This window comes from Ruegeria sp. CDSC054, assembly GCF_059610645.1.
Map to the genome: position 1 here is coordinate 1 of NZ_JBXWOA010000004.1, position 23,420 is coordinate 23,420.

Consider the following 23,420-nt stretch of genomic DNA (forward strand, 5'->3'; position numbering starts at 1 on the left):
TTCGGCTTCGGCTTCGGCTTCGGCTTCGGCTTCGGCTTCGGCTTCGGCTTCGGCTTCGGCTTCGGCTTCGGCTTCGGCTTCGGAAAGGGTCTCTTCTAGCGGCTCATCCGCGTCAACGACTGTCTCATCACGCTGCGAGGTGAATTCAACCGTTTCGTCCGACTTGGGGTCTTCCACCGGCTTTTGATCGGTCTTTTTCTTACGAGCCACCGCGACGTTCCCCTTATCGAATCCAATTTCATATGAATAACAGACCGGTCTAAGTTAATCAGTGGTCTCTCCACGCTCAACCCGCATCGCGTGTTTGACAAGCTTTTTCACGGCTTTCCGCATTTTCTTGGGTGTCGGCTCTTTGGCGATCTTTAGGCGCTCATAGTCCAAGGAATAAAGGGGCTCGGCCGTGGCTTCGCTGATGGAAACCAGCCACAAGGGCGCGGTTCCGGTCCAGATTTCGGCAAATTGTCGCGCCGTTCGGGGCGAAAACAGCGGCGCGAGCACAGGTCTGACACCGGATGTGGCCGCAGCCGCTTCGGATGTCAGCGGTAACAGGCGCTGTTGATAGACAATCTGATCGCGAACTGTCAGCCCCGATTCGGTCAGGCGTCTGGCAACATTTCCCCGCGTATGTTCACCCCTGAGATGCAGCAACGGGCTTTCAGGCCGCTGCTTCAACAGGTAGGCCACCAGTTCTTCGGCGGTATTGCCTACCATCATTGCATCCCATCCGGCACCTTTGGCGGTTCCAGTGGTCGCCGGACCAACACAATAGGCGGGCAGATTGGGTTTGACGCCAAGCGAAGCGGCGGCATTGACCGAATTGGCCGAAGTAAAGATCAATCCGCGAATTCCGCCCGTTTCGACCGCAACCCTCAGGGGTCGGATTTCCAGGATTGGAGAATAGATGACGTCTATCCGTGACCTGACGCGGGTCGGCAACTGCGCAACAAACCTTTCAGAGGCGGCGCGAGGGCGGGTCATCAACAAATACAATGGCGGGGCCTTCGGCCTTGGGATTGTTTGCGTCCGCGCAGGGTGATACCCCGCTTGGGTGTCATGATGCAACGGATCAGGCCTATGGTGCAAACACTTACCGTTCTTGGATTGGAAAGCAGCTGTGATGACACGGCCGCCGCTGTCGTGCGCCAATCCGATGGTGCGGGTGCCGAAGTTCTGTCCTCTATCGTTCACGGCCAGACGGAACTGCACAGCGCATTCGGCGGGGTCGTGCCGGAAATCGCCGCGCGGGCCCATGCCGAAAAGCTGGACATTTGCGTGGTGCAGGCATTGGAGGTCGCAGGACTGACACTGGCAGATATGGATGCGATCGCCGTCACTGCGGGTCCCGGCCTGATCGGAGGGGTCATGTCCGGCGTCATGTGCGCCAAGGGGCTGAGCGCTGCGACCGGGCTTCCCTTGATCGGTGTAAACCATCTGGCCGGTCATGCGCTGACGCCCCGGTTAACGGATGGCATAGCCTTTCCCTACCTGATGCTGCTGGTTTCAGGCGGGCACTGCCAGTACCTGATCGCACACGGGCCGGAACAATTTACCCGACTGGGCGGAACCATTGACGACGCGCCCGGAGAAGCGTTCGACAAAGCCGCCCGTTTGCTGGGCCTGTCGCAACCCGGCGGTCCTTCGGTGGAGGTTGAAGCACATTCTGGCGATCCCAAGCGTTTCCGGTTTCCCCGACCTCTTCTGGATCGGCCGGGATGCGATCTGTCCTTTTCGGGGTTGAAAACCGCGTTGATGCGGATGCGGGATCAGATTGTTGCCGAAAAGGGCGGCCTGACCCGTCAGGACCGCGCTGATCTGTGTGCCGGGTTCCAACAAGCCATCGTCGATACTCTGGCCGAGAAAACCCGCCGCGCGATTGACAGGTATCTTGAGGAAAACCCTACAGACACAGTTATTGCCGTCGCTGGCGGCGTTGCCGCCAATTCTGCCATTCGGGCTGCGTTAGAGACTGTTTGTGCCGAAAAGGACGCCCGGTTTACTGCACCGCCGCTCAAACTGTGTACCGACAATGCCGCCATGATTGCCTATGCCGGCATGGAACGATTTCGCGCTGGTGCGCGGGATGGTCTGGACCTTACGGCGCGCCCTCGCTGGCCTTTGGACAAGACCAGTCCTGCTATGCTGGGCGGCGGCAAGAAAGGCGCCAAGGCATGAGCGTTTCGGTTCTGGGATCTGGCGCATTCGGCACGAGCCTGGCCATTTCACTGGCCGGGAACGGGCCGGTCACGCTGTGGTCTCGGGATCAGGATCAGGCCCAGCATATGCAAACAGCGCGTGAAAACACCCAGCGTTTGCCTGGCGTGGCTTTGCCTGCTGATATCACGGTGACATCGAACATCGATCAGGCGACCAAGGCTGGTGTTCTGCTGATAGCTGTCCCTATGCAAAAGTTGCGCGATGCCTTGCAAGCGCAGGCCTCTGATCTGGCCGGAAAAACCTTGGTGGCGTGCTGCAAGGGTATCGAGCTATCGTCCGGGCTTGGGCCGATTTCAGTGATCCAGCAAACGATCCCGGATGCGCGACCCGCCCTGCTGACCGGCCCCAGCTTTGCCGACGACATTGCACGCGGACTGCCAACGGCGCTAACCTTGGCCTGCGCAGATGACTCGCTGAGTCTGACTCTGCAGCACGACCTGACCACTGCCAACCTGCGCCTTTATCGAACCACCGACATGGTTGGGGCGGAATTGGGCGGTGCTTTAAAAAACGTGATCGCCATTGGATGTGGCGCTGCAATCGGGGCCGGGTTGGGCGACAGCGCGCGCGCCGCCTTGATGACACGCGGGTTTGCAGAAATGCAGCGCTTTGCGCTGATGCGCGGGGCGCGACCCGATACGCTTATGGGATTGTCTGGATTGGGGGATCTGGTCCTGACTTGCTCGTCCGAACTATCCCGAAACTATCGCTTTGGCCTATCATTGGGTCGGAATATCCAGTTCGATACCCACACCACTGTTGAAGGGGTCGCCACAGCGCGGGCCATGACGGAAATTGCCACCGCTGAGGGGCTGGACATGCCAATCAGTACAACGGTGGCAGACCTTAGCAGTGGCGCCTACAGTGTGACCGAAGCTATCCGAGCCCTGCTCAACCGACCCCTGAAGGAGGAATAATATGCTGATCGCTCTCATCGCCCGCGACAAGGACGGCGCGCTGCAAACCCGCCTGGACAATCGCGCTGCCCACCTGGCCTATATTGAGGAAACGGGTGTCGTTGCGCAGGCGGGTCCCTTGCTGAACGGCGACGCAATGATCGGCTCGTTGATCATTCTGGAGGTCGAAGACATGGCCGCCGCGCAAAATTGGGCGGACAACGATCCTTATGCAAAAGCCGGGTTGTTCCAATCGGTTGACCTGATTGCGTGGAAAAAGGTCATAGGCTGATGGCGTACTGGCTGTTCAAATCCGAACCATCGACCTGGGGCTGGGACCAGCAGGTTGCAAAAGGGGATGCGGGCGAAGAATGGGACGGCGTGCGCAACTATCAGGCGCGCAATTTCATGCGTCAGATGGCAGTTGGCGATCGCGGGTTTTTTTACCACTCGCAAAAGGACAAGGCGATTGTTGGTATTGTCGAGGTCTGCGCCGAGGCGCATCCCGATAGCACCACGGATGATGAGCGTTGGGAATGCGTGGACGTCAAGGCCGTGCGCCCGTTTGCAACCCCCGTCACGCTGGATCAGATCAAGGCCGACGAACGTTTGGCGGAAATGGTGCTGGTCAAAAACTCTCGCCTGTCCGTTCAGCCGGTCAGCGATGCGGAATGGCAGGTGATCTGCGATCTGGGCGGCACGCAGTCCACTTAATACCAAATTAAAGGGAAGGCCCTGACAGATGCAGAACCTTCCCTACCCCGCGTGCTCCCGACTCACCACACGCGTATGGAAATTTTGGCTCTGACCGTCCTGGTCACGTCCTGACACTAACCGATCCATGCGACGCGGTTCAAACGGCAAGTACTTAAAATTGGAAACGCCCGCCAGGGATCTGACGGGCGCTGCAAAAAAGGTGTGGCGGGATCAGCCGTAAACAGCCTCTTTGCCGAAGTGCTTGGTCAGCATGTAATATACGACGGCGCGGTATTTGTTACGCTCGGACATGCCATAGGTTTCCAGTGTCTTGTTGATCGCTTCCATCAGTTCCGGTCCGTCCGACAGGCCCAGCTTTTTGATGAGGAAGTTGTTCTTGACCGTTTCCAACTCACCTTCCTGAGTTGCCGCGACAGTCGATGCATCGGCGTCATAAATTGCAGGTCCACAGCCGATTGTGACTTTGGTCAGCAGATCCATATCTGCGTCCATACCGCATTTGGACTTCAGGTCCTCGGCATATTTAGCGATCAGGTCGTCGCGTTTTCCCATGGTTATCTCCCGGTTGAAACTCGTTTTTGGCCATACCAGCGCCGCAGACACGGTAACGGGAGCGGGAATTTGCACAAAGGGAAAAATTAGCGGCATTCCCCCTAAACCCTGCCGGTTTGATCTGAGGCTTGATTTTGATGGTCCTTTATTTAACAATAAGGTTAAATATGTTACTTGTTCCAGAACCAGGAGGCTACAATGCCTGTGTCGCTACCCAACGAAACTTCGCAATACAGAACCGCGCGAAACACCTTGCTGTCGGCTGAAGCCGAACTGCGGGCTCAGATTGAAAATGTTGCAAAGCTGCGCCGCGGTTTGCCCAAAGGCGGGGCAGTTCCGCGGGACTATGCATTCCGGTCGGACAAGGGTGCGCCAACACCGCTGTCGTCTTTGTTCGGATCACATGACACCTTGGCTATATACTCGCTTATGTACGGGCCGGATGCAGAGGCACCTTGCCCGATGTGTTCTGCCTTTCTGGACGGGTTGAATGGGCAGATCGCCCATATATCGCAGAAAATCGCCTTTGCGGTCGTGGCGCAAAACACCTGTGAAAGGCTGGCAGCGCTGAAAGCGGATATGTCGTGGGATGATCTACCGCTTCATTCTGCATTGGGCACAGACTATCAGCGCGACTATCTGGCCGAGGCCGATGATGGAAGCCAACTGCCGATCCTGAACGTCTTTCAACGCGATGCGGACGGCATAAGCCATTTCTGGAGTTCCGAGCTGTTCTTCGAGCCCAGTGACTGGCATCCGCGGCACGTGGATGCGGCGTGGCCGCTGTGGAACATTCTGGACTTCACACCACAAGGACGCGGAGATTTCTTTCCGTCCCTGCGTTAAATACCCGCCAAGATAACCTATCGGCAATAACCCCATCCGGGACCCTGTAGATGAAAGTGGTCCGCGTGCAAGCGATTGAAATCAGGACCCAATACCACACGAAACCAATCACATGCGCCGCGCCAGATCTGGTGCAGAAATTGACCTTCAGGTCCTTCGTCGCCCCAATCGGATAGCAATGTCAGACTGCGCCCATCCGCGAATTGCAAACCAACAATATCAATGGAATCCGCCTTGGCGTGGCTACTCCAACCACTGCTCTGACCCTGAGCGGTACGCATCTGGCGGCAATTGTAACTGCCCACATGCCGCAAGCGACTGACCTGCGTGCCCAAAAGATCTCTCGCAGCGGGTTGAATTACATGATGTTCCCACATGGCCAGCCGCAGAGTGGTCGCGCAACTGGTTTCGACCGCATTTACATCCGCTGTCACCAGCGCAGACAACAGGCCGCGCCCGGTGATGCCGCAATTCTCATCCACGACCAGATCATCCATCGCCTCAAAGTTCGCTCCGGCGTCGGCCAAGGCGGCGCGACACTGTACTTCGTTCGCTAGCGTGCGATTAAGCTGAAACCGGGTGATTGGCGTGACTGGCGCGGTGACTTTCAGCTCTCGCAGGGGATTCCAATGCGTTGGCACCGGTGTTTCCGGGTGCGCCAGCAACCACCATCCGCCCCCTCCGAACAGGATGGCGACAACGGCGATACTGAAAACAAAAGACGCCGCCGATAACAGGAATCGGCGGCGTCCGGAGTGTTTGCTCATGCGTTCTTTCGCACTCAATAACGGTAATGTTCCGGCTTGTAGGGGCCTTCGGGCTTCACGCCAATGTAAGACGCCTGCTCGTTGTCCATCTGGGTCAGCTTGACGCCGATGCGATCCAGATGCAGACGCGCGACCTTCTCATCCAGATGCTTGGGCAGGATGTAAACGTCGTTGTTATACTGGTCGCCTTTGGTGAACAGCTCGATCTGCGCCAGAACCTGGTTGGTGAACGAGGCTGACATCACGAAAGATGGGTGACCGGTCGCATTACCAAGGTTCAGCAGACGGCCTTCGGACAGAAGGATGATGCGATTGCCCGAGGGCAGTTCGATCATGTCCACCTGTTCCTTGATGTTGGTCCATTTGTGGTTCTTCAGGCTGGCCACCTGAATTTCGTTGTCAAAGTGGCCGATGTTGCCGACGATGGCCATGTCCTTCATCTCGCGCATATGCTCGATGCGGATCACGTCCTTATTGCCGGTTGTGGTGATGAAGATGTCGGCCGATGCGACTTCGTCTTCCAGCAGCGTGACTTCGAAACCGTCCATCGCGGCCTGCAGGGCGCAGATCGGGTCAACTTCGGTCACTTTCACACGGGCACCAGCACCGCGCAGCGACGCGGCCGAGCCTTTTCCAACGTCACCGTAACCGCAAACCACGGCAACCTTGCCGGCCATCATGGTGTCAGTGGCGCGGCGGATGCCGTCGACCAGCGATTCCTTGCAGCCGTATTTGTTGTCGAATTTCGACTTGGTAACCGAGTCGTTCACGTTGATCGCCGGGAACGGCAGTTGGCCGTCTTTCACCAGTTGATACAGGCGGTTCACGCCGGTGGTGGTTTCCTCAGACACGCCCTGAATCTGGTCGCGCATCTTGGTGAACCAGCCCGGGGATGCTGCCATGCGCTTGGCGATCTGCGCCTTGATGACTTCTTCTTCTTCGGATGTCGGAACAGCGATGATATCCTCACCCGCTTCGGCACGTGCGCCCAGCAGAATGTACAATGTCGCGTCGCCGCCATCGTCCAGAATCATGTTTGGGCCATCGTCGAACAGGAAGGACTTGTCCAGGTAATCCCAGTGCTCTTCCAGTGTCTGACCTTTGATGGCGAAGACAGGAATACCTGCCTCGGCAATTGCTGCCGCCGCGTGATCCTGGGTCGAGAAGATGTTGCACGATGCCCAGCGCACGTCCGCGCCCAGCGCGACCAGAGTTTCGATCAGAACAGCGGTCTGGATGGTCATGTGTAGCGAACCGACGATACGGGCACCCGCCAGAGGTTTGCTTTCGCCATATTCTGAACGCAGGGACATCAGGCCCGGCATCTCGGTTTCGGCGATGTCCAGCTCTTTGCGGCCAAACCCAGCCAATGAAATGTCTTTAACGATATAGTCCCCGGCCATCAGGTGCTCCATTTCCGGTAAATCATAGTCCGGGCAGCCCCTAGCATTACTTGGGGCAGGTGGCAACGCGAATGGCCGGAAAGGGGATAAACCGTCCGTCTAAATCAACTTGGTTCACCCTTTAGCTCTATCTTTGGTATCGCTTCAAAAAAATCTGTGCCAACGGCGACAATACAACTAATGCCGTTCGCCTGGGTCACCAGAACCGTATAGCTTCCGGTTGTCTTCGAGGTCCAAACCTCCATAACAGCCCGTGCGCCCCGCGTTTTCTGCAATCCGCCAAAGACCAGTTCTTCTGAATAACTGTCCTGCAGTTTGGCGATCACATGTTCGCGCTGTGCACAGCTTTTGGCGAAGGCGGGCGGCGCTGTAGCGGCCATGCCGAAGGTCAGGGTTATAGCAAATAGACGTTTGAACATAACATGCTCCTTTCGATACGTGTTTCAGTACGAGAGGGGCACAACTGAAAGGAGTACGCCCCCCTCAGTCCATATGTCGGGATCAAAACGTGCAGGTTCAAAGCACGAAAGCTCAATAAATTGTTGGCAGCCTGTGATCCAGACAGGTACATCATAGCACAAAAGCGCGAAGTTAACGTGTCCTACTTCACAAGGCATGGCAGAATGGCAACACAACCCAGAGCATGGCAGCGAATGCTTTCCGGTCGCAGACTGGATTTGCTGGACCCGACCCCTGTGGATATCGAGATCGAAGATATCGCGCACGGTCTGGCCTTTGTGGCCCGCTGGAACGGGCAAACCGCTGGCGATTATGCCTATTCCGTGGCCGAGCACTCCCTTCTGGTTGAAGAGCTTTTCGGCCGGATTGCACCCAAAGCACCCGTGAAGTGGCGATTGGCCGCGCTGTTACACGATGCGCCGGAATATGTGATCGGAGACATGATCTCACCCGTCAAATCCGCCGTTGGCCCGGATTACGGTGCGCTGGATGACCGTCTGGCGGCGGCGATTCATATCCGGTTCGGATTACCCGCCGAGGTGCCGAAAACGGTGAAACGGCAGATCAAGAAGGCCGACAAGATCAGCGCATGGATGGAAGCGACCCAGATTTCCGGGTTTTCCGAGGATGAGGCGACAAAGTTCTTTGGTCGGCCCGATCAGACCGTGATGGAGGGCTTGCAAATAACGCTCAGACCTCCGGTTGAGGTTCGAGAAGCGTTTATGGCGCGGCATGAGGCGTTGATATCCTCGCTATAAAATACCGGTCTCATCCACTGTCGGTTCTCATCCCAAGGGAAAAGCCTGCGCAAGCCTGTACTCAACCTTCAGGATATGGGTACAGTTAAAAGCTCAACCAGTGTTTCAATCATGTAACAGAGAACCGGCAAAATCTTGCCGCGTATTGGCAGGCCTCTTTTCACAACCCATCGGATCACCCTAAAACATGCTTGTCTTCGAACGGGCAGTGAAGCTTCTTGAACAACGACATACGCAATACGAATACGACCTGGCCGCGCTTGTCCGGCAAAACCCGAACCGCGCTTGCGGTTGGGCTCTTTAGTCTGATTTCTGCCTGCTCGCACAACCCAACCGATGTGGAACTTGATCCGGAACGTCAGTCAATGGCGTTGCGAGAGGTCTCTCAAAAACAGGCGCGGGGGCAAAGAGTATGGTGTGTTCCCTACGCACGCAGCCTCAGCGGTATCGAAATTCGCGGCAACGCAAAGGATTGGTGGGGCAAGGCGCGCAGTTCTTTTGGCCGCGGCAATGAGCCGGTCGTGGGTGCGGTGATGTCGTTTCGGGCAACCCGCGGGATGCCGCTTGGCCATGTGGCTGTCGTGTCAGATGTTGTTACCGATCGGGAAGTCATCGTGAACCACGCCAACTGGCATCGCAACAAGGTGTCCCTGAAAATGGGCGTCAAAGACGTATCCAAGCACAATGACTGGACCTTGGTTCGGGTCGAAAGCCTTCCGGGTCAATATGGCAGTTTGTACCCCGTGAACGGGTTCATTTATCCGGACTCTGGCAATCCACCTAAATGAGAGTCCTCTGAACGGTTTACTGCTCAGATCCACCCAAGTTCATTGCGTGCAATCGCGGTTTGCGGTTCGTCAAAATCCACTACAAGGCCATAAGGAAAAGGTGCCAATCGAGTACGCCCGCCTGTTCAGTTAAGGCGGGCGCTTATGGATCGGCATGAGGTTCTGCTGAATCAGCTTTAACCGAAGACGTAGAAACACAGCTTGTTGCCGTCCAGATCGCGAGCATAAGCACCGTAGAACCGATCAGGGACGCGCTGGCCGGGTTCTCCTTCATCTGTAGCTCCCAAGCTTATTGCCTTCTCGTAAAGCGCTTTGGCCTCATCCTTGGAGTCTGCTGCAAAAGCAACCATTCCACCGTTGCCGGTCGCGCAGGCTTCGCCATCGTAGGGTGTGCAAACGGCCAGCATCGGAGCCGACGGGTCATTTCCGATGAAGGCGATGCGACCCGCGTCGATCACAACTTTTGCGCCCTTGTCGGCAAACAGTGTCGTGTAAAAATTTTTAGCGCGCTCCATATCTGAAACGCCGATGGTCACATATCCGATCATTTTGGGGGTTCCTGTTTTGTTTGAAGTTTGTGGCCAAAGATTTGGTGATTGGATCGGACTGCGCAAGTCACGAACAGGTGACAGCTTTCCACTATTGTGAAACAAAGCACTTCATCACTGAATAACCCCAGTTGAAAACGCATTACAGGTAAATTGAAAATGAAGCCCGAAGGAACAGAAGCTCAATTTGTGTTGCCCCTAGAAGTCTATCAAAACTAACGGGAATTGATCGACGAAGTCACAAATGGTGAGTTTGATCCAAACGCGATGTACAACATCGCTTACTTTTACACTGATCCAGAAAAGGCGCAGCGGGCCGGTGCCGTGATGTTCGGGACAGAAATCGAAGGATTGGTTATCGCGTACTCGAATTTCTTGGACAAAATTTCTCAGGAACCAAACAAAGATGAGCGCTCCAAGATGTTCAGAGGAGCTCATTCATACTTCAGATCGGCCTTGTGTATTGGTGCATCTGATGGGACGAGAGACCCCTGCGCCAGTAAAAACCCGGTACCTGAAAGCAACACGCCCCCTAGAAAAAACACAAAGAAAAAGTGGTGGAAAATCTTGGGTTCCGCGTAGCTCTGCTGTTTTTCGGTTTGTAGTGAAGCTCCTACCGTGGGCTGCGCTTTGCCAAAATCCTCTGCAACGTCCGGCGATGCATATTCAGACGTCGAGCTGTCTCGGAAACGTTCCGGTCACACAGCTCATAGACCCGCTGGATATGCTCCCAACGGACGCGGTCCGCACTCATGGGGTTTTCTGGTGGTGGGGGCAGTTCATCGCCCTTGGCCAGCAGCGCGTTGGTGATATCGGTGGCGTCGGCGGGTTTCGACAGGTAATCCGTGGCGCCGATCTTGACTGCAGCAACGGCGGTGGCAATCGCACCGTATCCGGTCAGGACCACAACCCGGCTGTCGGGGCGCTTTTCGCGCAGAACTTCGACCACATCCAGACCGTTGCCATCTTCAAGTCGCAGGTCAACGACCGCATAGGCGGGCGGGCGGGCGGTGGAAATGGCGCGGCCTGCGGCGACGGAACCTGCGGTTTCAACCTCGAACCCGCGTTTCTCCATTGCTTTGGCCAGACGTCTCAGAAACGGTTCGTCATCGTCCACCAAAAGCAGGGTTTTATCGGGGCCGATGTCGAGGTCAGAGCTGTCCGCCATATTCTGTTCTTTCCGCTATTTCACGCCTTTGGCTTAACCATGAGTAATAGCAGCGCCATCCCAAAGGTCAAACAACCCGTCACTTTCTAGATCTTGTCGAGAAAACAGCCAACCTTGTCGGCCATCTGCTCGGCGGTGTCATCGCGGTTGAAGAATTCGATGAACCCATCCTCGGGTGTGACAAGATAGGTAAAGGTCGAATGGTCGACCAGATAGTACTCATCGCTTTTGTCATGGGCCTTGTAGTAGGTCTTGTAGGCCTTGCTGGCTGCCTTGACCCGCTCGGGCGTGCCGGTCAGCGCGATAGTCTTGCCACCCAGGTTAAAGGCATAGTCCGCTACCACCTCGGTCGTGTCACGGTCAGGGTCGATTGAGATGAACAAGGGTGTCACGGACTGGCCACGCTCGGCCAGAATGTCCACGGCCTCGGCATTGCGGGACATGTCGAAGGGGCAGACGTCGGGGCAAAAGGTATAGCCGAAATAGACCAGCGTCGGTTCGGTGATCACGTCGGTGTCGGTGACTGTTTCGCCCTTGCCGTTGAGCAGCTCAAACGGCCCGCCGATGGCCGCCGTTCCGCCAGCGATCTGACTGGTCCGGCATTGTGCGAACTTGTCGTCTGATCCGGCACCGCGCGTCAGCAGCCACATGGCCCCCAGGCCCACAGCCAGAACAACGGTTGCGAGGATGGCATAAAGACGGACCATGACATCAATCCTGACATAAGAGGGGTTGTTGATCGTTTCGGCCGGGACACCTATCAAGAAGTTCAGCCGATGCAACAGGACATAATCGACCGATGGCAAATTCCAACATCACATTATGGCGCGGTCAGGAACGCAGCAGCTGGATTCGGCTGCGCACCCTGATCCTGTTGCGCTGGGTGGCGATCTTCGGCCAGATCACAGCGATCACGGTCGCGCAGCAGGCCTATGACATCCAGTTGGATGCGACGCTTTGCTATCTGGCTATCGGCGTCTCGGTCATGGGGAACCTGACTGCAATTCTGCTGTTTCCCCGCAACAAGCGCCTGTCCGAGTTCGAGAACTTCCTGATGGTGCTGTTCGACTTGCTTCAGCTGACTATTTTGCTGTACCTGACCGGCGGTTTGAACAACCCTTTTGCACTGCTGTTGGTGGGTCCTGTCACTATTTCCGCCAGCGTCATGAGCACCCGATCTACGCTGATTATAGGCGGCGTGGCCATTGCCCTGACAACGCTTCTGGCCGAATTCCACCTGCCTTTGCGCACCGCACTGGGGGCAGAACTGGACATCCCAGATATTCTGCTGTTCGGGAACTGGGCGGCAATCGTCATCGCAATCGTCTTTCTGGGCGCCTATTCCCATCGTGTCAGCTCTGAGGTGCAGTCCATGTCCGAAGCGCTGGCTGCCACCCATATGGCGCTTGCGCGCGAACAGAAACTGACCGATTTGGGCGGCGTGGTCGCTGCCGCCGCGCATGAGCTGGGCACGCCTCTGGCGACGATCAAACTCGCCAGCTCCGAACTGATGGAAGAGCTGGACGACCGGCCCGACCTTATCGAGGACGCCGCCCTGATCCGCGAGCAGGCGAACCGCTGCCGCGATATCCTGCGAGACATGGGCCGGGCCGGCAAAGACGACCTGCATTTGCGACAAGCCCCGCTTTCGACCGTTGTGCATGAAGCTGCCGAGCCGCATATCAACCGTGGCAAGACCGTTCATTTCTTCGAAGGTCCGGCCGAGGATGGCGATGTGCAGCAGCCCTCGATCCTGCGCAAGCCCGAGATCATTCACGGTCTGCGCAACCTGATTCAGAACGCGGTGGATTTTTCGCGCGGGAATGTCTGGGTCGAGGCGGAATGGTCCACCAAACAGATCACCGTCAGCATCATGGATGACGGTCGTGGATATCCGTCGCAGATGATCGGCCGGATCGGCGATCCCTTCATGCGTCGCCGCCGCAGTGAGACCGACAAAAGGACCCGTCCGGAATATGAAGGCATGGGTCTGGGTCTTTTCATTGCCAAAACGCTGCTTGAACGCAGCGGAGCCGAGCTGGATTTCGCCAACGGATCGGACCCTTACCAAAGCTTGTCGAATAACCCCGAACGTCGGGGCGCGATCGTCAAGGTGACCTGGCCGCGTAATCTTGTGGATGCGCAAACCGGTGATACGCCTGTGCCTTCAGGTGTAAACCAACGGTTCCAAACCTGACCTGTCCCTGGGGAACAAAGTTAAGACCCCGTTAACCATTAAGGCGCATAGTACGGTTTCTTGGTTTCGCGCACCGGAGGGCGCATGGTCGACTGGATCATTCTGGCCATCATCGGCCTTGTTTCCGCAAGTCTTGCCGTGCAGTGGCTGTTACCGCGCAGGCGGGAACGGGGTGACAATTTTGGCCTGTCCTCACCTGCCTCTTTGTTTGATGCTGCCTTCCTGTTTGATGGCGACCGGCTTATCAGTCATTCAGACATCGCTTTGGAGGGGTTCGAGCAGGTCCGCAACTGGGCCGATCTGTGCCGACTGCTGCACAGGGACTTTCCGACATTCCCCGAGTCACCTGACCGGGTCCGGCGTGAAGGCAATTTGGTCATCCCAGCCATCGATTGCACAGTTGAACGCGATGTTCTGTGCGAATGGATAGACGGCATCGTACGCGTTCAATTACGCGACCGGACTGAATGTCTGTCGATGCCTCAAAACGCATCAAATGATCCAATCCGCCTTGCCATGGAAAAGGCACCCTACCCTGTCTGGCTGTTGGATCATCAGGGCGATGTGCACTGGTGCAATGCCGCTTATGTTTCGCTGGTGCGCAAAGTGCGGGATCAGGACACGGACCTGACCGCACCATTGTTTCCAGTCCCCGATGCCGACCAACGGCTAAGCGCAAAGGCGCGGGTCTCAATCTCCTCCGAGTTCAGTGAAAACAAGCTGTGGTTCGATCTAACGTCGGTAGATCACCCTGAAGGGCACTTGTCTTATGCCGTGGACATTAACGCAATCGTCGAGGCGGAGATGGCGCAGCGCAAATTCGTTCAGACCATGACCAAGACCTTTGCGCAACTGTCCATCGGGCTAGCTATTTTTGACCGTAACCGTCAGCTGGCGTTGTTCAACCCGGCCCTGATCGACCTGACCACCCTGCCCCCGGATTTCCTAAGCTGCCGCCCCAGCCTGTCCAGCTTTTTCGATCGCCTGCGGGATCAGCATATGATGCCGGAACCCAAGAATTATAGAAGCTGGCGCAGTCAGATGAATGACCTTCTCGAAGCGGCAGAAGACGGGAACTATCAAGAAACTTGGTCCCTGCCCTCGGGCTCGGTTTACTCGGTCAGTGGACGCCCGCACCCGGACGGAGCGGTTGCTTTTCTGTTCGAGGACATCACTGCCGAGATCACTCTGACCCGTCGATTCCGGTCAGAAATGGATTTGATGCAATCCATTCTGGACAAACTGGCCGACGCCATCGCGGTCTTCAGTGACGATGGTACACTGGCTTTCACCAATTTCGCCTACCAACAGCTTTGGGGTGATACAGGCGACACAGGCTTTGACGCGGACTCCGTCCTTGAAGTGACCAAAAGCTGGCAGGAGAATTGCACTGCAACGCCGATCCTTGGCGAAATTCGCGATTTTGTGGAGGCGCGGGAAAATCGCGCGGAATGGTCAGGCGTGATCTATCTGCGAAACGGTATTCAAGTGTTGTGCACGGTCAGCCCGATGCAGAACGGGGCCACCATTGTTCGTTTCTCGGTGGATCGGGATGCGCTGATGCGGCAAGAGGCGCAGCAAATCAGCGCCTGAACCGGGTTGCAGCCAACCGGGCGCAAGGCCATTGTGGCGCCATGACCAATTCGCCCTGCACGATCACTTTGAATTCGCCCGAGGAAACAGCAGAATTCGCTGCCCGCCTCGGTGCAGAATTGAGATCTGGAGACATCTTGTTGCTTGAGGGCGAGATCGGCAGCGGAAAGACCCATTTTGCCCGCAGCTTGATCCAATCGCTGATGATCGAGCCCGAAGATGTGCCTTCGCCGACTTTCACCTTGGTTCAGGCTTATGACACGCCGGCCGGGGAAATCTGGCACTGTGACCTGTACCGCCTGAGCGCGGTTGAGGAGGTCGAAGAACTGGGCGTGACCGAGGCTTTCGAAACCGCAATCTGTCTGATTGAATGGCCGGATAAATTGGGCCCGCTGACGCCAGAGTCTGCGGCGAAGATATCCTTCGAAACAGACCCTAACATGACAGAAGCACGCCATCTGACCCTTTCCTGGTCAGCCCCGAAATGGCCCGTGAAACTAAGGATTCCCGCATGACAAACCGCGCGGTATTGGCCGAAGCGTTGATCGCGCAGACCAAATGGTCAAATGCAAAGCACGCGCCGCTGGCCGGGGATGCATCGAACCGGCGGTACGAGCGGCTGACCGATCCGGAAACCGGCAAAACGGCCGTGTTGATGGATTCACCCCCGGGCAAGGCAGAAAGTGTCGAAGATTTTGCCCGCATGGCCGATTACCTGCGGTCCCTTGGTCTGAGCGCGCCCGAGATTTATGCCGAGGACACGCATTACGGCTTTCTTCTGCTCGAAGACCTTGGAGATGACCTCTTCGCGCGCGTGCTTGCCCAGACCCCCAGCATGGAGCGTGCGCTTTACGAGGCTGCAACGGATGTTCTGATCGACCTGTACAACGCGCCAAGCCTGTCTTTGCGATCCTATGATCCGAGTTTGATGACCGAACTGGCCGCGTTGTCCTTTACCAAATACGCGCAGGCCGTGCAGGGCACGCACGACGCCGACGCGCGTAACCGTTTCGAAAATCGGTTCTCGGACATTCTGCACCAGGACACTTCGGGGTCCAAAGTTGTTGTGCTGCGCGATTACCACGCCGAAAACCTGATCTGGTTGCCTGATCGCGACGGGGTTCAGCGCGCCGGTCTGTTGGACTTTCAAACCGCTATGCTGGGCCATCCGGCCTATGATCTAGTATCGTTGTTGCAAGACGTGCGTCGCGATGTGTCACTCGGAACCGAGATGCAAATGGTGAACCGATATATCGCCGCGACCGGGGTGAATGATCATGACTTTCGCACCGCCTACGCTGTTCTGGGCGCACAGCGAAACCTGCGCATTCTGGGCGTCTTTGCCCGGCTGGCAACCGAGTACGGCAAGCCCAGCTATATCGATCTGATCCCGTCAACCTGGGCGCATGTGATGCGGGATCTAGAACACCCCGCACTGGTTGCGGTCGCAGACCTGCTGCGCGACGCCCTGCCTGCACCCACCCCTGAAAATCTGGACAGGCTCCGACAGAAATGACCCAAGACCCCGAAGCCGTCATGCTGTTTGCAGCCGGGTTTGGCACCCGTATGGGCGCCTTGACCCAAAATCGACCCAAACCGCTGATCGAGGTCGCCGGTCGACCCTTGATAGACCACGCGTTGGATCTGGTGAATGACCTGCAACCCAAGCGTATCGTGGCCAACCTGCATTATCTGCCAGATCAGCTTGAGGCTCACCTGGTCCCAAAAGGTGTTCAGCTTTCCCATGAAACGCCGGAGATTCTTGAGACTGGCGGCGGAATACGCGCCGCTTTGCCCCTGCTTGGTTCGCACCCGGTTTACACCCTGAACCCAGACGCGATCTGGTCAGGACCGAACCCTTTGACGATGCTCCGCGAGGCGTGGAACCCCGATCACATGGACGCGCTGTTGATGTGCGTACCGGTGGATCAGACTGTCGGGCACACGGGCAAAGGCGATTTCACAGCAGATGAGAACGGACGGATCGTGCGCGGCGGCAGTTTGATCTATGGCGGTGCGCAGATCATGAAATCCGAAGGGTTGATGGATATCCCTGAGAAAGCGTTCTCACTTAACGTGCTATGGGACCGGTTGCAGCGGCAGGATCGTCTGTTTGCGCTCACCTATCCCGGCCGCTGGTGCGATGTCGGCCACCCCGAAGGGATTGCACTAGCCGAGGGGTTGATTGCCGATGTTTGAACCCAGCCCAGCTCCGCGCGTTTTTGCCGTTCCGCCCGGTTCGGACTTCCCAAAAATGCTGGTTCAGGGGCTGCAAGATCGCAGTGCAGCGCATCCGCCCGAGATGCTGGCGCGCGTTCAACTGGTCGTCAATACAAGGCGTATGGCCCGGCGCGTCCGCGACCTGTTTGACCAAGGCCCGGCGTGCCTTTTGCCGCGTCTTTCACTGGTTACCGATCTGGGGGAAAGCGTCGATCTTGCGCAGATACCTCCGGCGATTCCACCGCTGCGGCGCAGGTTAGAGTTGACGCAGTTGATCGCTAAGCTGTTGGAACAACAGCCTGATCTGGCTGCACGGTCTTCACTTTTTGACTTGTCCGACAGCCTAGCCGCGTTGATTGATGAGATGCAGGGCGAAGGTGTTTCGCCCGACGCGATCCGGAATTTGGATGTCAGTGACATGTCCGGGCATTGGGAAAGGGCGCAAAAGTTCATCGGAATTGCCGATCAAATCATAGACTCAGGCCCAGATGCGCTGGATGTTCAGGCCCGGCAGCGGCTTGTGGTGGAAAACCTGATAGAACGTTGGCAAGTCGCTCCGCCGCAGCATCCGGTTATCCTTGCCGGGTCAACCGGGTCTCGCGGAACCACTCTGATGCTAATGGAGGCGGTCGCGCGCCTGCCGCAAGGCGCGTTGATCCTGCCGGGTTACGATTTCGATCAGCCCGACCGCGTTTGGCAAGGACTGGACGATGCGCTGACATCGGAAGATCACCCGCAGTACCGGTTCCGCAAGCTGATGTCACGGCTTGGTTTGGAGCCAGATCAAATCATGCCTTGGACGGGTGATCAACCACCCTCGCCTGCTCGCAACCGCTTGGTTTCGCTGGCTTTACGCCCGGCGCCAATCACTGATGCATGGATGTCCGAAGGCCCGCAACTGACCGATCTGGATGGCGCCACAAAGGACGTGACACTGGTCGAGGCGCAATCGCCCAGATCCGAGGCCCTGGCCATCGCACTGCGCCTTCGCCAGGCAGCCGAAACCGGCCAAACTGCCGCGCTAATCACACCTGACAGGATGCTGACCCGCCAAGTCAGCGCTGCTTTAGATCGCTGGAACATCCTTCCCGATGACAGCGCTGGTCTACCGCTGCAACTATCGCCGCCCGGCCGGTTTCTGCGTCACGTGGCGGGGCTTTTCGCACGGCGTCTGGATGGCGAGGCATTGTTGACCCTTCTGAAACACCCGCTGTGTCATGATGGTGACGAGCGCGGCGCGCATTTGCTGCACACGCGGGACCTTGAACTAGATTTGCGCCGACATGGCCCGCCTTTCCCGGACAGCGCTAGCCTGACCGCTTTTGCAATCCGCAAAGAAGTTCCCGAGGACTGGGTACGTTGGCTAAACTCCCATTTCTGCGATCAACAGATCGCGGGCCAACTCCCATTGACGGATTGGGTTGCCAGACTGCGCATCTTGGCCGAGGCGATTTCGGCGGGCGCGTCAGGGGAAACAGGCACGCTCTGGGACAAGAACGCAGGCCAAAAGGCGCAAGGCGTCCTAAGCGCACTGGAAAAAGAGGCACAACACGGCGGCCCGATGACCGCCCATGATTTCGCCGACCTGTTGGGTGCTTTGCTCGCGGGCGAAGAGGTCCGGGATCGCGACGCCCCGCATCCACACATCATGATCTGGGGCACGCTTGAGGCGCGCGTGCAAGGGGCAGATTTGCTTATCTTGGGCGGCCTAAATGAAGGCAGCTGGCCCGAGGCCGCCGCGCCAGACCCCTGGCTGAACCGCCAGATGCGCGACAAGGCCGGACTTTTGCTGCCCGAACGGCGGATCGGCTTGTCGGCACATGACTTTCAACAAGCCATCGGCGCGCCCGAGGTCTGGCTGACCCGTGCCAAGCGGTCCGATGACGCAGAAACCGTTCCATCGCGCTGGCTGAACCGCCTGACGAACTTGCTGCACGGCTTGCCGGGGCAGGGCGGGCCTGAGGCATTGTCAGAAATGCGCAACAAAGGCCGGCAATGGTTGCAATGGGCGGAACAGCTTGAAATCGCGCCGCATATCGAACCGGCAACGCGCCCGTCTCCGCGGCCGCCGGTGGCATCGCGCCCAAACCGGTTGAGCGTGACGGAAATCAAACGGCTGATCCGCGATCCTTATGCGATTTACGCCAAACATGTGCTGCGCCTGAAACCGCTGGACCCTTTGGTGCAAGCGCCGGATGCCTTGTTGCGCGGGATCGTGATCCACGAAATTCTGGAACATTTCATCAAAGACAGTGTTCTGGACACCGCCTTGTTGACCCGCGAAAACTTTTTAAAACGTGCGGAAACCTTGTTGGATCAACATGTTGCGTGGCCCACAGCGCGTAAATTGTGGCTTGCGCGGTTGGAACGCATCGCGGATGATTTTCTGGCCGCTGAAATCGCGCGGCGAGGGGACGGGGGGCCAGTCGCCTTCGAGGCGGCGGTGAAACTTGTGCTGTCGCCCCTGGATTTCACCATCGTGGGGCGCGCCGACAGGATAGATCGCAACAAGCGCGGTGCATTACGGATAGTTGACTACAAGACAGGAACGCCCCCTACGGAAAGCCAGCAATCCAAGTTCGACAAACAGTTGCTGATCGAAGCCGCTATGGCTGAAGAAGGCGGTATCGACGGGTTCGACCCTTCACCCGTGGCCGAGGCGGTTTTCATCGGTATGGGCGGCACCTACAAAGAAGTACCCGCACCGCTAGCGAAAGAGCCGCCAGACAAGGTACTGGCCGAGCTCAAAGAGTTGGTTTCTGCCTATTTAGAGCCTGATCAGGGGTTTTCTTCCCGTCGGATGTTGCACAAGGATTCGGATGTGGGTGACTACGATCAACTGGCCCGGTTCGGGGAATGGGACCGCACTGATGACACTACGCCCGAGGACCTGACATGAGCGCCCGCAACGACGCAACCGAGCGGCAGGTACAGGCCGCGCGGCCCGACGCCTCGACCTGGTTGGCAGCCAATGCAGGTTCGGGGAAAACGCGGGTTCTGACTGATCGGGTGGCGCGTCTGTTGTTGGGCGGCGTGCAGCCACAGCATATCCTTTGTCTGACATACACCAAGGCTGCCGCCAGCGAGATGCAAAACCGGTTGTTTGATCGCCTCGGACAATGGGCAATGAAGGATGATGCCGGTCTGATGTCCCAACTGACCGATCTGGGCGTACCCGGCGAGATCGACTCGGAACGGCTGGCACAGGCCAGAACCTTGTTTGCGCGCGCTATTGAAACGCCTGGTGGCTTGAAGATCCAGACGATCCACTCGTTTTGCGCTTCACTGCTGCGGCGCTTCCCTCTTGAGGCCGGGGTCAGCCCGCAATTTTCCGAGATGGAGGACCGTGCGGCGGCCCTATTGCGTGAAGAGGTTGTCGAGGATTTTGCCGCAGGTCCGCAGGCGAATCTGATCGAAGACGTCGCCCGGTTTGTCACCGATACAGGGTTCGACAAACTCACCGCGGCCATCACCCAGAAACGCAACCTGTTTGCGCAGCCGCTGGAATGGGCCGATGTGCTGCAGCGGTTTGAACTGGCCGACGGATTCGATGAAGACGCTTTGAAAGGACGTGTGTTTCTGGGTGGCGAAGTGGAATTGATCCGGTCGATCCTGCCGGCGCTTTCCGAAAGCGGCGGCAACAACGCCAAGGCGGCCGACAAGCTGGCAGCATTTTCCGAGGCTCGGGTCAGCAGCTTGCCAATTCTGGAAAGTGTATTTCTGACCGGAAAATCCGCCAAAGAACCCTTTACGGCCAAAATCAACAGTTTCCCCACCAAAACTCTGCGAGAAGACGTGCTGGTGGACCAGATGCCCCAACTCGAAGCGTTGATGCTGCGGGTCGAGGCAGCGCGTGAGCAACGGCTGGCCCTGGTTGCCGCGCGCAAGACAATGGTGCTGCACCGCTTCGCTGCGGCGTTTTTGCCGGAATATGAGCGGCGCAAGCAACTGCGCGGGTGGTTGGACTTTGACGACTTGATCCTACGCGCGCGGCGGGTGCTGAATGATCCCGCAGTTGCCGAATGGGTGTTGTACCGACTGGATGGCGGCATCGACCACATTCTGGTGGACGAGGCGCAGGATACCAGCCCGGACCAGTGGGACGTGGTCGAAAAACTGGCGCAGGAATTTACCAGCGGGGAAGGGGCCCGGTCCGGGGTTGAGCGCACAATTTTTGTGGTCGGTGACAAGAAGCAGTCAATCTATTCATTTCAGGGCGCTGATCCACAGGCATTCGATCTGATGCAGGCCGAGTTTGGGCGAAAACTCTTGGAATCAGGCTCTAAACTGTGGGATTCCACGTTAGAATACTCATTCCGATCCTCCAGTGCGATCTTGTCCTTGGTCGACATCCTGTTCGAAAACCGCGTTGAGGCCGGGTTTCATAAGGAAAGCCAACACCGCGCGTTCAAGGCGGATCTGCCCGGCCGGGTGGATCTGTGGCCCGTGGTCGAAAAGGTCGAAGACGATGACGATACCGACTGGACCGATCCGGTAGATCGGCCCGGCGCACGGCATCACACCGTCATTCTGGCCGAAAAGGTGGCGCAGTCGATAAAGGCAATGATCGAACAGGGTGAGACAATCCCTGAGGATGGCGAAACGCCCGGCGCGTTTGTGCGGCGTAAAGTTCAGCCGGGGGATTTTCTGATCCTCGTTCAACGCCGTTCGGACCTGTTTGCCGAGATCATCCGCGCCTGCAAGGCCGCTGAACTGCCGATCGCCGGGGCAGACCGGCTTAAGGTCGGCGCGGAATTGGCGGTCAAAGACCTGGCCGCGCTGTTAAGCTTTCTGGCCACGCCCGAGGATAGTTTGTCGCTTGCCACGGTTTTGAAATCGCCTCTGTTCGGGTGGGGCGAACAACAGTTGTTCGACTTGGCACATCGGCGCAAAGAACAGTTCCTTTGGGCGGCTCTGCGTCAACGCGCCGAAGAGTACCCTGAAACACTGGCCGTTCTGAACGACCTGCGCGGGCAGATCGACTTTCTGCGCCCCTACGACCTGATCGAACGCATCCTGACCCGCCATGATGGCCGTCGTAAACTGCTGGGCAGGCTGGGCGCCGAGGCTGAAGACGGGATCAACGCGTTGCTGTCGCAGGCGCTGACCTATGAACGCACAGATATCCCCAGCCTGACCGGATTTCTGGTGTGGATGCAGACCGACGATCTGGAAATCAAACGGCAGATGAGCGGTGTGGGCAACATGATCCGAGTGATGACCGTACATGGCTCCAAGGGGTTGGAGGCGCCGATTGTGATCCTGCCGGATACGGGTAAACGGCAAGCTCCGCGCGATGCCGAGATCATGGTGGCCGAAGGAACACCGCTTTGGAAAGTTCCGGCTGACGCGTCCCCGGCGTTGGTTGCGCGTGCGCGCGACGAAGCCCGAGCGCGGGAAGAAAATGAGCGGCTTCGCTTGCTTTATGTGGCTCTAACACGAGCTGAAAAGTGGTTAATCGTGGCGGCTGCCGGCGATGTCGGTAAGGATGGGACCAGCTGGTATCAGATGGTTCAAGCCGCGATGGAACGGGCAGGGGCGGTGGCACTGCCCGGCTCAGAAACCCTGCGATTGTCACATGGTGATTGGAACGCATCGCCGATTATTGAATCCGCAAAGACCTCAACTGCCGTGACGGACCTGCCAGCCCCGTTCCTGTCTCCCGCCACACCACCAGAGCCCGAAGCGGAAACGCTCAGCCCTTCAGATCTGGGCGGCGCCAAGGCTTTGCCCGGCGATGCAGGTCACGACGAAGAAGTGGCAAAGTTGCGCGGCACACGATTGCACCTGCTGCTGGAACACTTGCCTTCGGTCACGCGGGAAGACTGGCCGCAGCTTTGCGCGCGGGTTCTGCCCGATATGCAGGACGCGGAACGGCAAGAGCTGATGGATGAGGCATGCGACGTTTTGACTGCGGCGCATCTTCGGCCTGTCTTTGCCGCCGGCGCCTTGGCTGAGGTGCCCGTGACAGCCGACCTGAACGGACGCCGCATGCACGGGGTGATCGACCGATTGATCGTCACGGATACCGAGGTTCAGGTCATTGATTTCAAAACAAATGCAACGGTTCCCAACAGTGCAGAGACATGCCCTGAGGGGCTTTTGCGACAGATGGGGGCGTATGCCAACGCCTTGTCGCAGGTCTATCCGAACCACGAAATCCGCACCGCGATCCTATGGACCAGAAAAGCAGATCTGATGTGGCTGCCACACGATCTTGTGACGCACGCCCTGTCGCGCACCCAGATATCTTGACCTTGGATTGCCCGGCCCCTACGTTCTGTTCCCGAGATA

At 57.6% G+C, this 23,420-nt stretch carries 23 protein-coding genes and 1 pseudogene; 15 read left to right on the top strand and 9 right to left on the bottom strand.

Going from position 1 to position 23,420, the window contains the following annotated elements; genetic code table 11:
• Both AC2FGC_RS09770 and AC2FGC_RS09775 read right to left on the bottom strand, forming a co-directional pair.
• A pseudogene (locus AC2FGC_RS09770) lies at nt 1-210 on the bottom strand (hypothetical protein); the annotation flags it as partial.
• A 54-nt stretch (nt 211-264) separates the two neighbouring features.
• Nucleotides 265-978, bottom strand: coding sequence for a uroporphyrinogen-III synthase (locus AC2FGC_RS09775; RefSeq protein ID WP_496726313.1), 714 nt, complete (start codon nt 976-978; stop codon nt 265-267).
• 96 nt (nt 979-1,074) lie between these two features.
• Between AC2FGC_RS09775 and tsaD the strand changes: the two genes are divergently transcribed.
• Genes tsaD through AC2FGC_RS09795 form a run of 4 tightly spaced genes read left to right on the top strand, consistent with a single transcriptional unit; the run spans nt 1,075 to nt 3,824 of the window.
• Nucleotides 1,075-2,172 carry a tRNA (adenosine(37)-N6)-threonylcarbamoyltransferase complex transferase subunit TsaD gene (tsaD, locus tag AC2FGC_RS09780; protein ID WP_496782201.1) on the top strand — a complete coding sequence of 366 codons (1,098 nt, stop codon included), beginning with the start codon at nt 1,075-1,077 and terminating at the stop codon, nt 2,170-2,172.
• Nucleotides 2,169-3,131: an NAD(P)H-dependent glycerol-3-phosphate dehydrogenase gene (locus tag AC2FGC_RS09785; protein WP_496782203.1), complete on the top strand. Its 963-nt coding sequence runs from the start codon at nt 2,169-2,171 to the stop codon at nt 3,129-3,131. Before tsaD ends, AC2FGC_RS09785 begins: the two co-directional genes overlap by 4 nt.
• Before the next feature lies 1 nt (nt 3,132).
• Complete coding sequence (locus AC2FGC_RS09790) at nt 3,133-3,402, top strand: YciI family protein (protein ID WP_496736545.1); 270 nt, start codon at nt 3,133-3,135, stop codon at nt 3,400-3,402.
• Nucleotides 3,402-3,824 carry an EVE domain-containing protein gene (locus tag AC2FGC_RS09795; RefSeq protein ID WP_496736547.1) on the top strand — a complete coding sequence of 141 codons (423 nt, stop codon included), beginning with the start codon at nt 3,402-3,404 and terminating at the stop codon, nt 3,822-3,824. Before AC2FGC_RS09790 ends, AC2FGC_RS09795 begins: the two co-directional genes overlap by 1 nt.
• A gap of 213 nt (nt 3,825-4,037) precedes the next feature.
• Here the strand turns inward: AC2FGC_RS09795 and AC2FGC_RS09800 are convergent, their stop codons facing one another.
• Entirely contained in the window at nt 4,038-4,379 is a 342-nt protein-coding gene (locus tag AC2FGC_RS09800; protein ID WP_058275175.1) for a DUF2853 family protein, read from the bottom strand.
• A 198-nt stretch (nt 4,380-4,577) separates the two neighbouring features.
• Between AC2FGC_RS09800 and AC2FGC_RS09805 the strand changes: the two genes are divergently transcribed.
• Entirely contained in the window at nt 4,578-5,225 is a 648-nt protein-coding gene (locus AC2FGC_RS09805) for a DUF899 family protein (RefSeq protein WP_496736549.1), read from the top strand.
• 17 nt (nt 5,226-5,242) lie between these two features.
• Here the strand turns inward: AC2FGC_RS09805 and AC2FGC_RS09810 are convergent, their stop codons facing one another.
• From AC2FGC_RS09810 to AC2FGC_RS09820, 3 genes are all read right to left on the bottom strand, one after another.
• Nucleotides 5,243-5,992 carry an extensin-like domain-containing protein gene (locus AC2FGC_RS09810; protein ID WP_496782205.1) on the bottom strand — a complete coding sequence of 250 codons (750 nt, stop codon included), beginning with the start codon at nt 5,990-5,992 and terminating at the stop codon, nt 5,243-5,245.
• A gap of 14 nt (nt 5,993-6,006) precedes the next feature.
• Nucleotides 6,007-7,395 carry an adenosylhomocysteinase gene (gene ahcY / locus AC2FGC_RS09815; RefSeq protein WP_496726308.1) on the bottom strand — a complete coding sequence of 463 codons (1,389 nt, stop codon included), beginning with the start codon at nt 7,393-7,395 and terminating at the stop codon, nt 6,007-6,009.
• 104 nt (nt 7,396-7,499) lie between these two features.
• Nucleotides 7,500-7,814, bottom strand: coding sequence for a hypothetical protein (locus AC2FGC_RS09820; protein ID WP_282170565.1), 315 nt, complete (start codon nt 7,812-7,814; stop codon nt 7,500-7,502).
• Between the two features lie 204 nt (nt 7,815-8,018).
• Here AC2FGC_RS09820 and AC2FGC_RS09825 point away from each other — a divergent pair, with 204 nt between their 5' ends.
• Nucleotides 8,019-8,612 (top strand): HD domain-containing protein, encoded by a 594-nt coding sequence (locus AC2FGC_RS09825; RefSeq protein WP_496766071.1) that lies wholly within the window; start codon nt 8,019-8,021, stop codon nt 8,610-8,612.
• A gap of 260 nt (nt 8,613-8,872) precedes the next feature.
• Nucleotides 8,873-9,400 (top strand): CHAP domain-containing protein, encoded by a 528-nt coding sequence (locus AC2FGC_RS09830; RefSeq protein ID WP_496726319.1) that lies wholly within the window; start codon nt 8,873-8,875, stop codon nt 9,398-9,400.
• Nucleotides 9,401-9,576: 176 nt separating this feature from the next.
• Here AC2FGC_RS09830 and AC2FGC_RS09835 read toward each other — a convergent pair whose 3' ends face one another.
• On the bottom strand, nt 9,577-9,948 hold the full coding sequence (locus AC2FGC_RS09835; protein ID WP_496726306.1) for a VOC family protein: 372 nt from the start codon (nt 9,946-9,948) through the stop codon (nt 9,577-9,579).
• A 225-nt stretch (nt 9,949-10,173) separates the two neighbouring features.
• Between AC2FGC_RS09835 and AC2FGC_RS09840 the strand changes: the two genes are divergently transcribed.
• The gene (locus AC2FGC_RS09840; RefSeq protein ID WP_496726305.1) at nt 10,174-10,530 is read left to right on the top strand and encodes a hypothetical protein; all 357 of its coding nucleotides are present in this window, start codon (nt 10,174-10,176) and stop codon (nt 10,528-10,530) included.
• A 31-nt stretch (nt 10,531-10,561) separates the two neighbouring features.
• On the opposite strand, the gene AC2FGC_RS09845 is transcribed toward AC2FGC_RS09840, so the two are convergent.
• The gene (locus tag AC2FGC_RS09845; protein ID WP_058275167.1) at nt 10,562-11,116 is read right to left on the bottom strand and encodes an ActR/PrrA/RegA family redox response regulator transcription factor; all 555 of its coding nucleotides are present in this window, start codon (nt 11,114-11,116) and stop codon (nt 10,562-10,564) included.
• Nucleotides 11,117-11,202: 86 nt separating this feature from the next.
• A complete protein-coding gene (locus AC2FGC_RS09850) occupies nt 11,203-11,823 on the bottom strand; it encodes an SCO family protein (RefSeq protein WP_496726318.1) in 621 nt (206 codons plus the stop codon).
• 92 nt (nt 11,824-11,915) lie between these two features.
• Between AC2FGC_RS09850 and regB the strand changes: the two genes are divergently transcribed.
• The 7 genes from regB to addA all read left to right on the top strand — a co-directional run bounded on the left by regB (nt 11,916) and on the right by addA (nt 23,381).
• Nucleotides 11,916-13,313 (top strand): sensor histidine kinase RegB, encoded by a 1,398-nt coding sequence (gene regB / locus AC2FGC_RS09855; protein WP_496726304.1) that lies wholly within the window; start codon nt 11,916-11,918, stop codon nt 13,311-13,313.
• 84 nt (nt 13,314-13,397) lie between these two features.
• Nucleotides 13,398-14,906: a PAS-domain containing protein gene (locus AC2FGC_RS09860; protein ID WP_496726303.1), complete on the top strand. Its 1,509-nt coding sequence runs from the start codon at nt 13,398-13,400 to the stop codon at nt 14,904-14,906.
• Between the two features lie 41 nt (nt 14,907-14,947).
• Nucleotides 14,948-15,421, top strand: coding sequence for a tRNA (adenosine(37)-N6)-threonylcarbamoyltransferase complex ATPase subunit type 1 TsaE (tsaE, locus tag AC2FGC_RS09865; RefSeq protein ID WP_496782208.1), 474 nt, complete (start codon nt 14,948-14,950; stop codon nt 15,419-15,421).
• Nucleotides 15,418-16,422, top strand: a complete 1,005-nt coding sequence (locus AC2FGC_RS09870; RefSeq protein WP_496782210.1) for an aminoglycoside phosphotransferase family protein — start codon at nt 15,418-15,420, stop codon at nt 16,420-16,422. The genes tsaE and AC2FGC_RS09870 overlap by 4 nt, the downstream gene beginning before the upstream one ends.
• The gene (locus tag AC2FGC_RS09875; protein ID WP_496782212.1) at nt 16,419-17,105 is read left to right on the top strand and encodes a nucleotidyltransferase family protein; all 687 of its coding nucleotides are present in this window, start codon (nt 16,419-16,421) and stop codon (nt 17,103-17,105) included. Before AC2FGC_RS09870 ends, AC2FGC_RS09875 begins: the two co-directional genes overlap by 4 nt.
• Nucleotides 17,098-20,025, top strand: a complete 2,928-nt coding sequence (addB, locus tag AC2FGC_RS09880; protein ID WP_496782214.1) for a double-strand break repair protein AddB — start codon at nt 17,098-17,100, stop codon at nt 20,023-20,025. Before AC2FGC_RS09875 ends, addB begins: the two co-directional genes overlap by 8 nt.
• Nucleotides 20,022-23,381, top strand: coding sequence for a double-strand break repair helicase AddA (gene addA / locus AC2FGC_RS09885; protein WP_496726297.1), 3,360 nt, complete (start codon nt 20,022-20,024; stop codon nt 23,379-23,381). Before addB ends, addA begins: the two co-directional genes overlap by 4 nt.
• The last annotated feature ends 39 nt before the right edge of the window (nt 23,382-23,420 follow it).

Excerpts from the sequence above, each read along its gene's own strand:
- AC2FGC_RS09775 (WP_496726313.1), bottom strand. The coding sequence starts at position 978 with ATGACCCGCCCTCGCGCCGCCTCTGAAAGGTTTGTTGCGCAGTTGCCG.
- tsaD (WP_496782201.1), top strand. The coding sequence starts at position 1,075 with ATGGTGCAAACACTTACCGTTCTTGGATTGGAAAGCAGCTGTGATGAC.
- AC2FGC_RS09785 (WP_496782203.1), top strand. The coding sequence starts at position 2,169 with ATGAGCGTTTCGGTTCTGGGATCTGGCGCATTCGGCACGAGCCTGGCC.
- AC2FGC_RS09790 (WP_496736545.1), top strand. The coding sequence starts at position 3,133 with ATGCTGATCGCTCTCATCGCCCGCGACAAGGACGGCGCGCTGCAAACC.
- AC2FGC_RS09795 (WP_496736547.1), top strand. The coding sequence starts at position 3,402 with ATGGCGTACTGGCTGTTCAAATCCGAACCATCGACCTGGGGCTGGGAC.
- AC2FGC_RS09800 (WP_058275175.1), bottom strand. The coding sequence starts at position 4,379 with ATGGGAAAACGCGACGACCTGATCGCTAAATATGCCGAGGACCTGAAG.
- AC2FGC_RS09805 (WP_496736549.1), top strand. The coding sequence starts at position 4,578 with ATGCCTGTGTCGCTACCCAACGAAACTTCGCAATACAGAACCGCGCGA.
- AC2FGC_RS09810 (WP_496782205.1), bottom strand. The coding sequence starts at position 5,992 with ATGAGCAAACACTCCGGACGCCGCCGATTCCTGTTATCGGCGGCGTCT.
- ahcY (WP_496726308.1), bottom strand. The coding sequence starts at position 7,395 with ATGGCCGGGGACTATATCGTTAAAGACATTTCATTGGCTGGGTTTGGC.
- AC2FGC_RS09820 (WP_282170565.1), bottom strand. The coding sequence starts at position 7,814 with ATGTTCAAACGTCTATTTGCTATAACCCTGACCTTCGGCATGGCCGCT.
- AC2FGC_RS09825 (WP_496766071.1), top strand. The coding sequence starts at position 8,019 with ATGGCAACACAACCCAGAGCATGGCAGCGAATGCTTTCCGGTCGCAGA.
- AC2FGC_RS09835 (WP_496726306.1), bottom strand. The coding sequence starts at position 9,948 with ATGATCGGATATGTGACCATCGGCGTTTCAGATATGGAGCGCGCTAAA.
- AC2FGC_RS09845 (WP_058275167.1), bottom strand. The coding sequence starts at position 11,116 with ATGGCGGACAGCTCTGACCTCGACATCGGCCCCGATAAAACCCTGCTT.
- AC2FGC_RS09850 (WP_496726318.1), bottom strand. The coding sequence starts at position 11,823 with ATGGTCCGTCTTTATGCCATCCTCGCAACCGTTGTTCTGGCTGTGGGC.
- regB (WP_496726304.1), top strand. The coding sequence starts at position 11,916 with ATGGCAAATTCCAACATCACATTATGGCGCGGTCAGGAACGCAGCAGC.
- AC2FGC_RS09860 (WP_496726303.1), top strand. The coding sequence starts at position 13,398 with ATGGTCGACTGGATCATTCTGGCCATCATCGGCCTTGTTTCCGCAAGT.
- tsaE (WP_496782208.1), top strand. The coding sequence starts at position 14,948 with ATGACCAATTCGCCCTGCACGATCACTTTGAATTCGCCCGAGGAAACA.
- AC2FGC_RS09870 (WP_496782210.1), top strand. The coding sequence starts at position 15,418 with ATGACAAACCGCGCGGTATTGGCCGAAGCGTTGATCGCGCAGACCAAA.
- AC2FGC_RS09875 (WP_496782212.1), top strand. The coding sequence starts at position 16,419 with ATGACCCAAGACCCCGAAGCCGTCATGCTGTTTGCAGCCGGGTTTGGC.
- addB (WP_496782214.1), top strand. The coding sequence starts at position 17,098 with ATGTTTGAACCCAGCCCAGCTCCGCGCGTTTTTGCCGTTCCGCCCGGT.
- addA (WP_496726297.1), top strand. The coding sequence starts at position 20,022 with ATGAGCGCCCGCAACGACGCAACCGAGCGGCAGGTACAGGCCGCGCGG.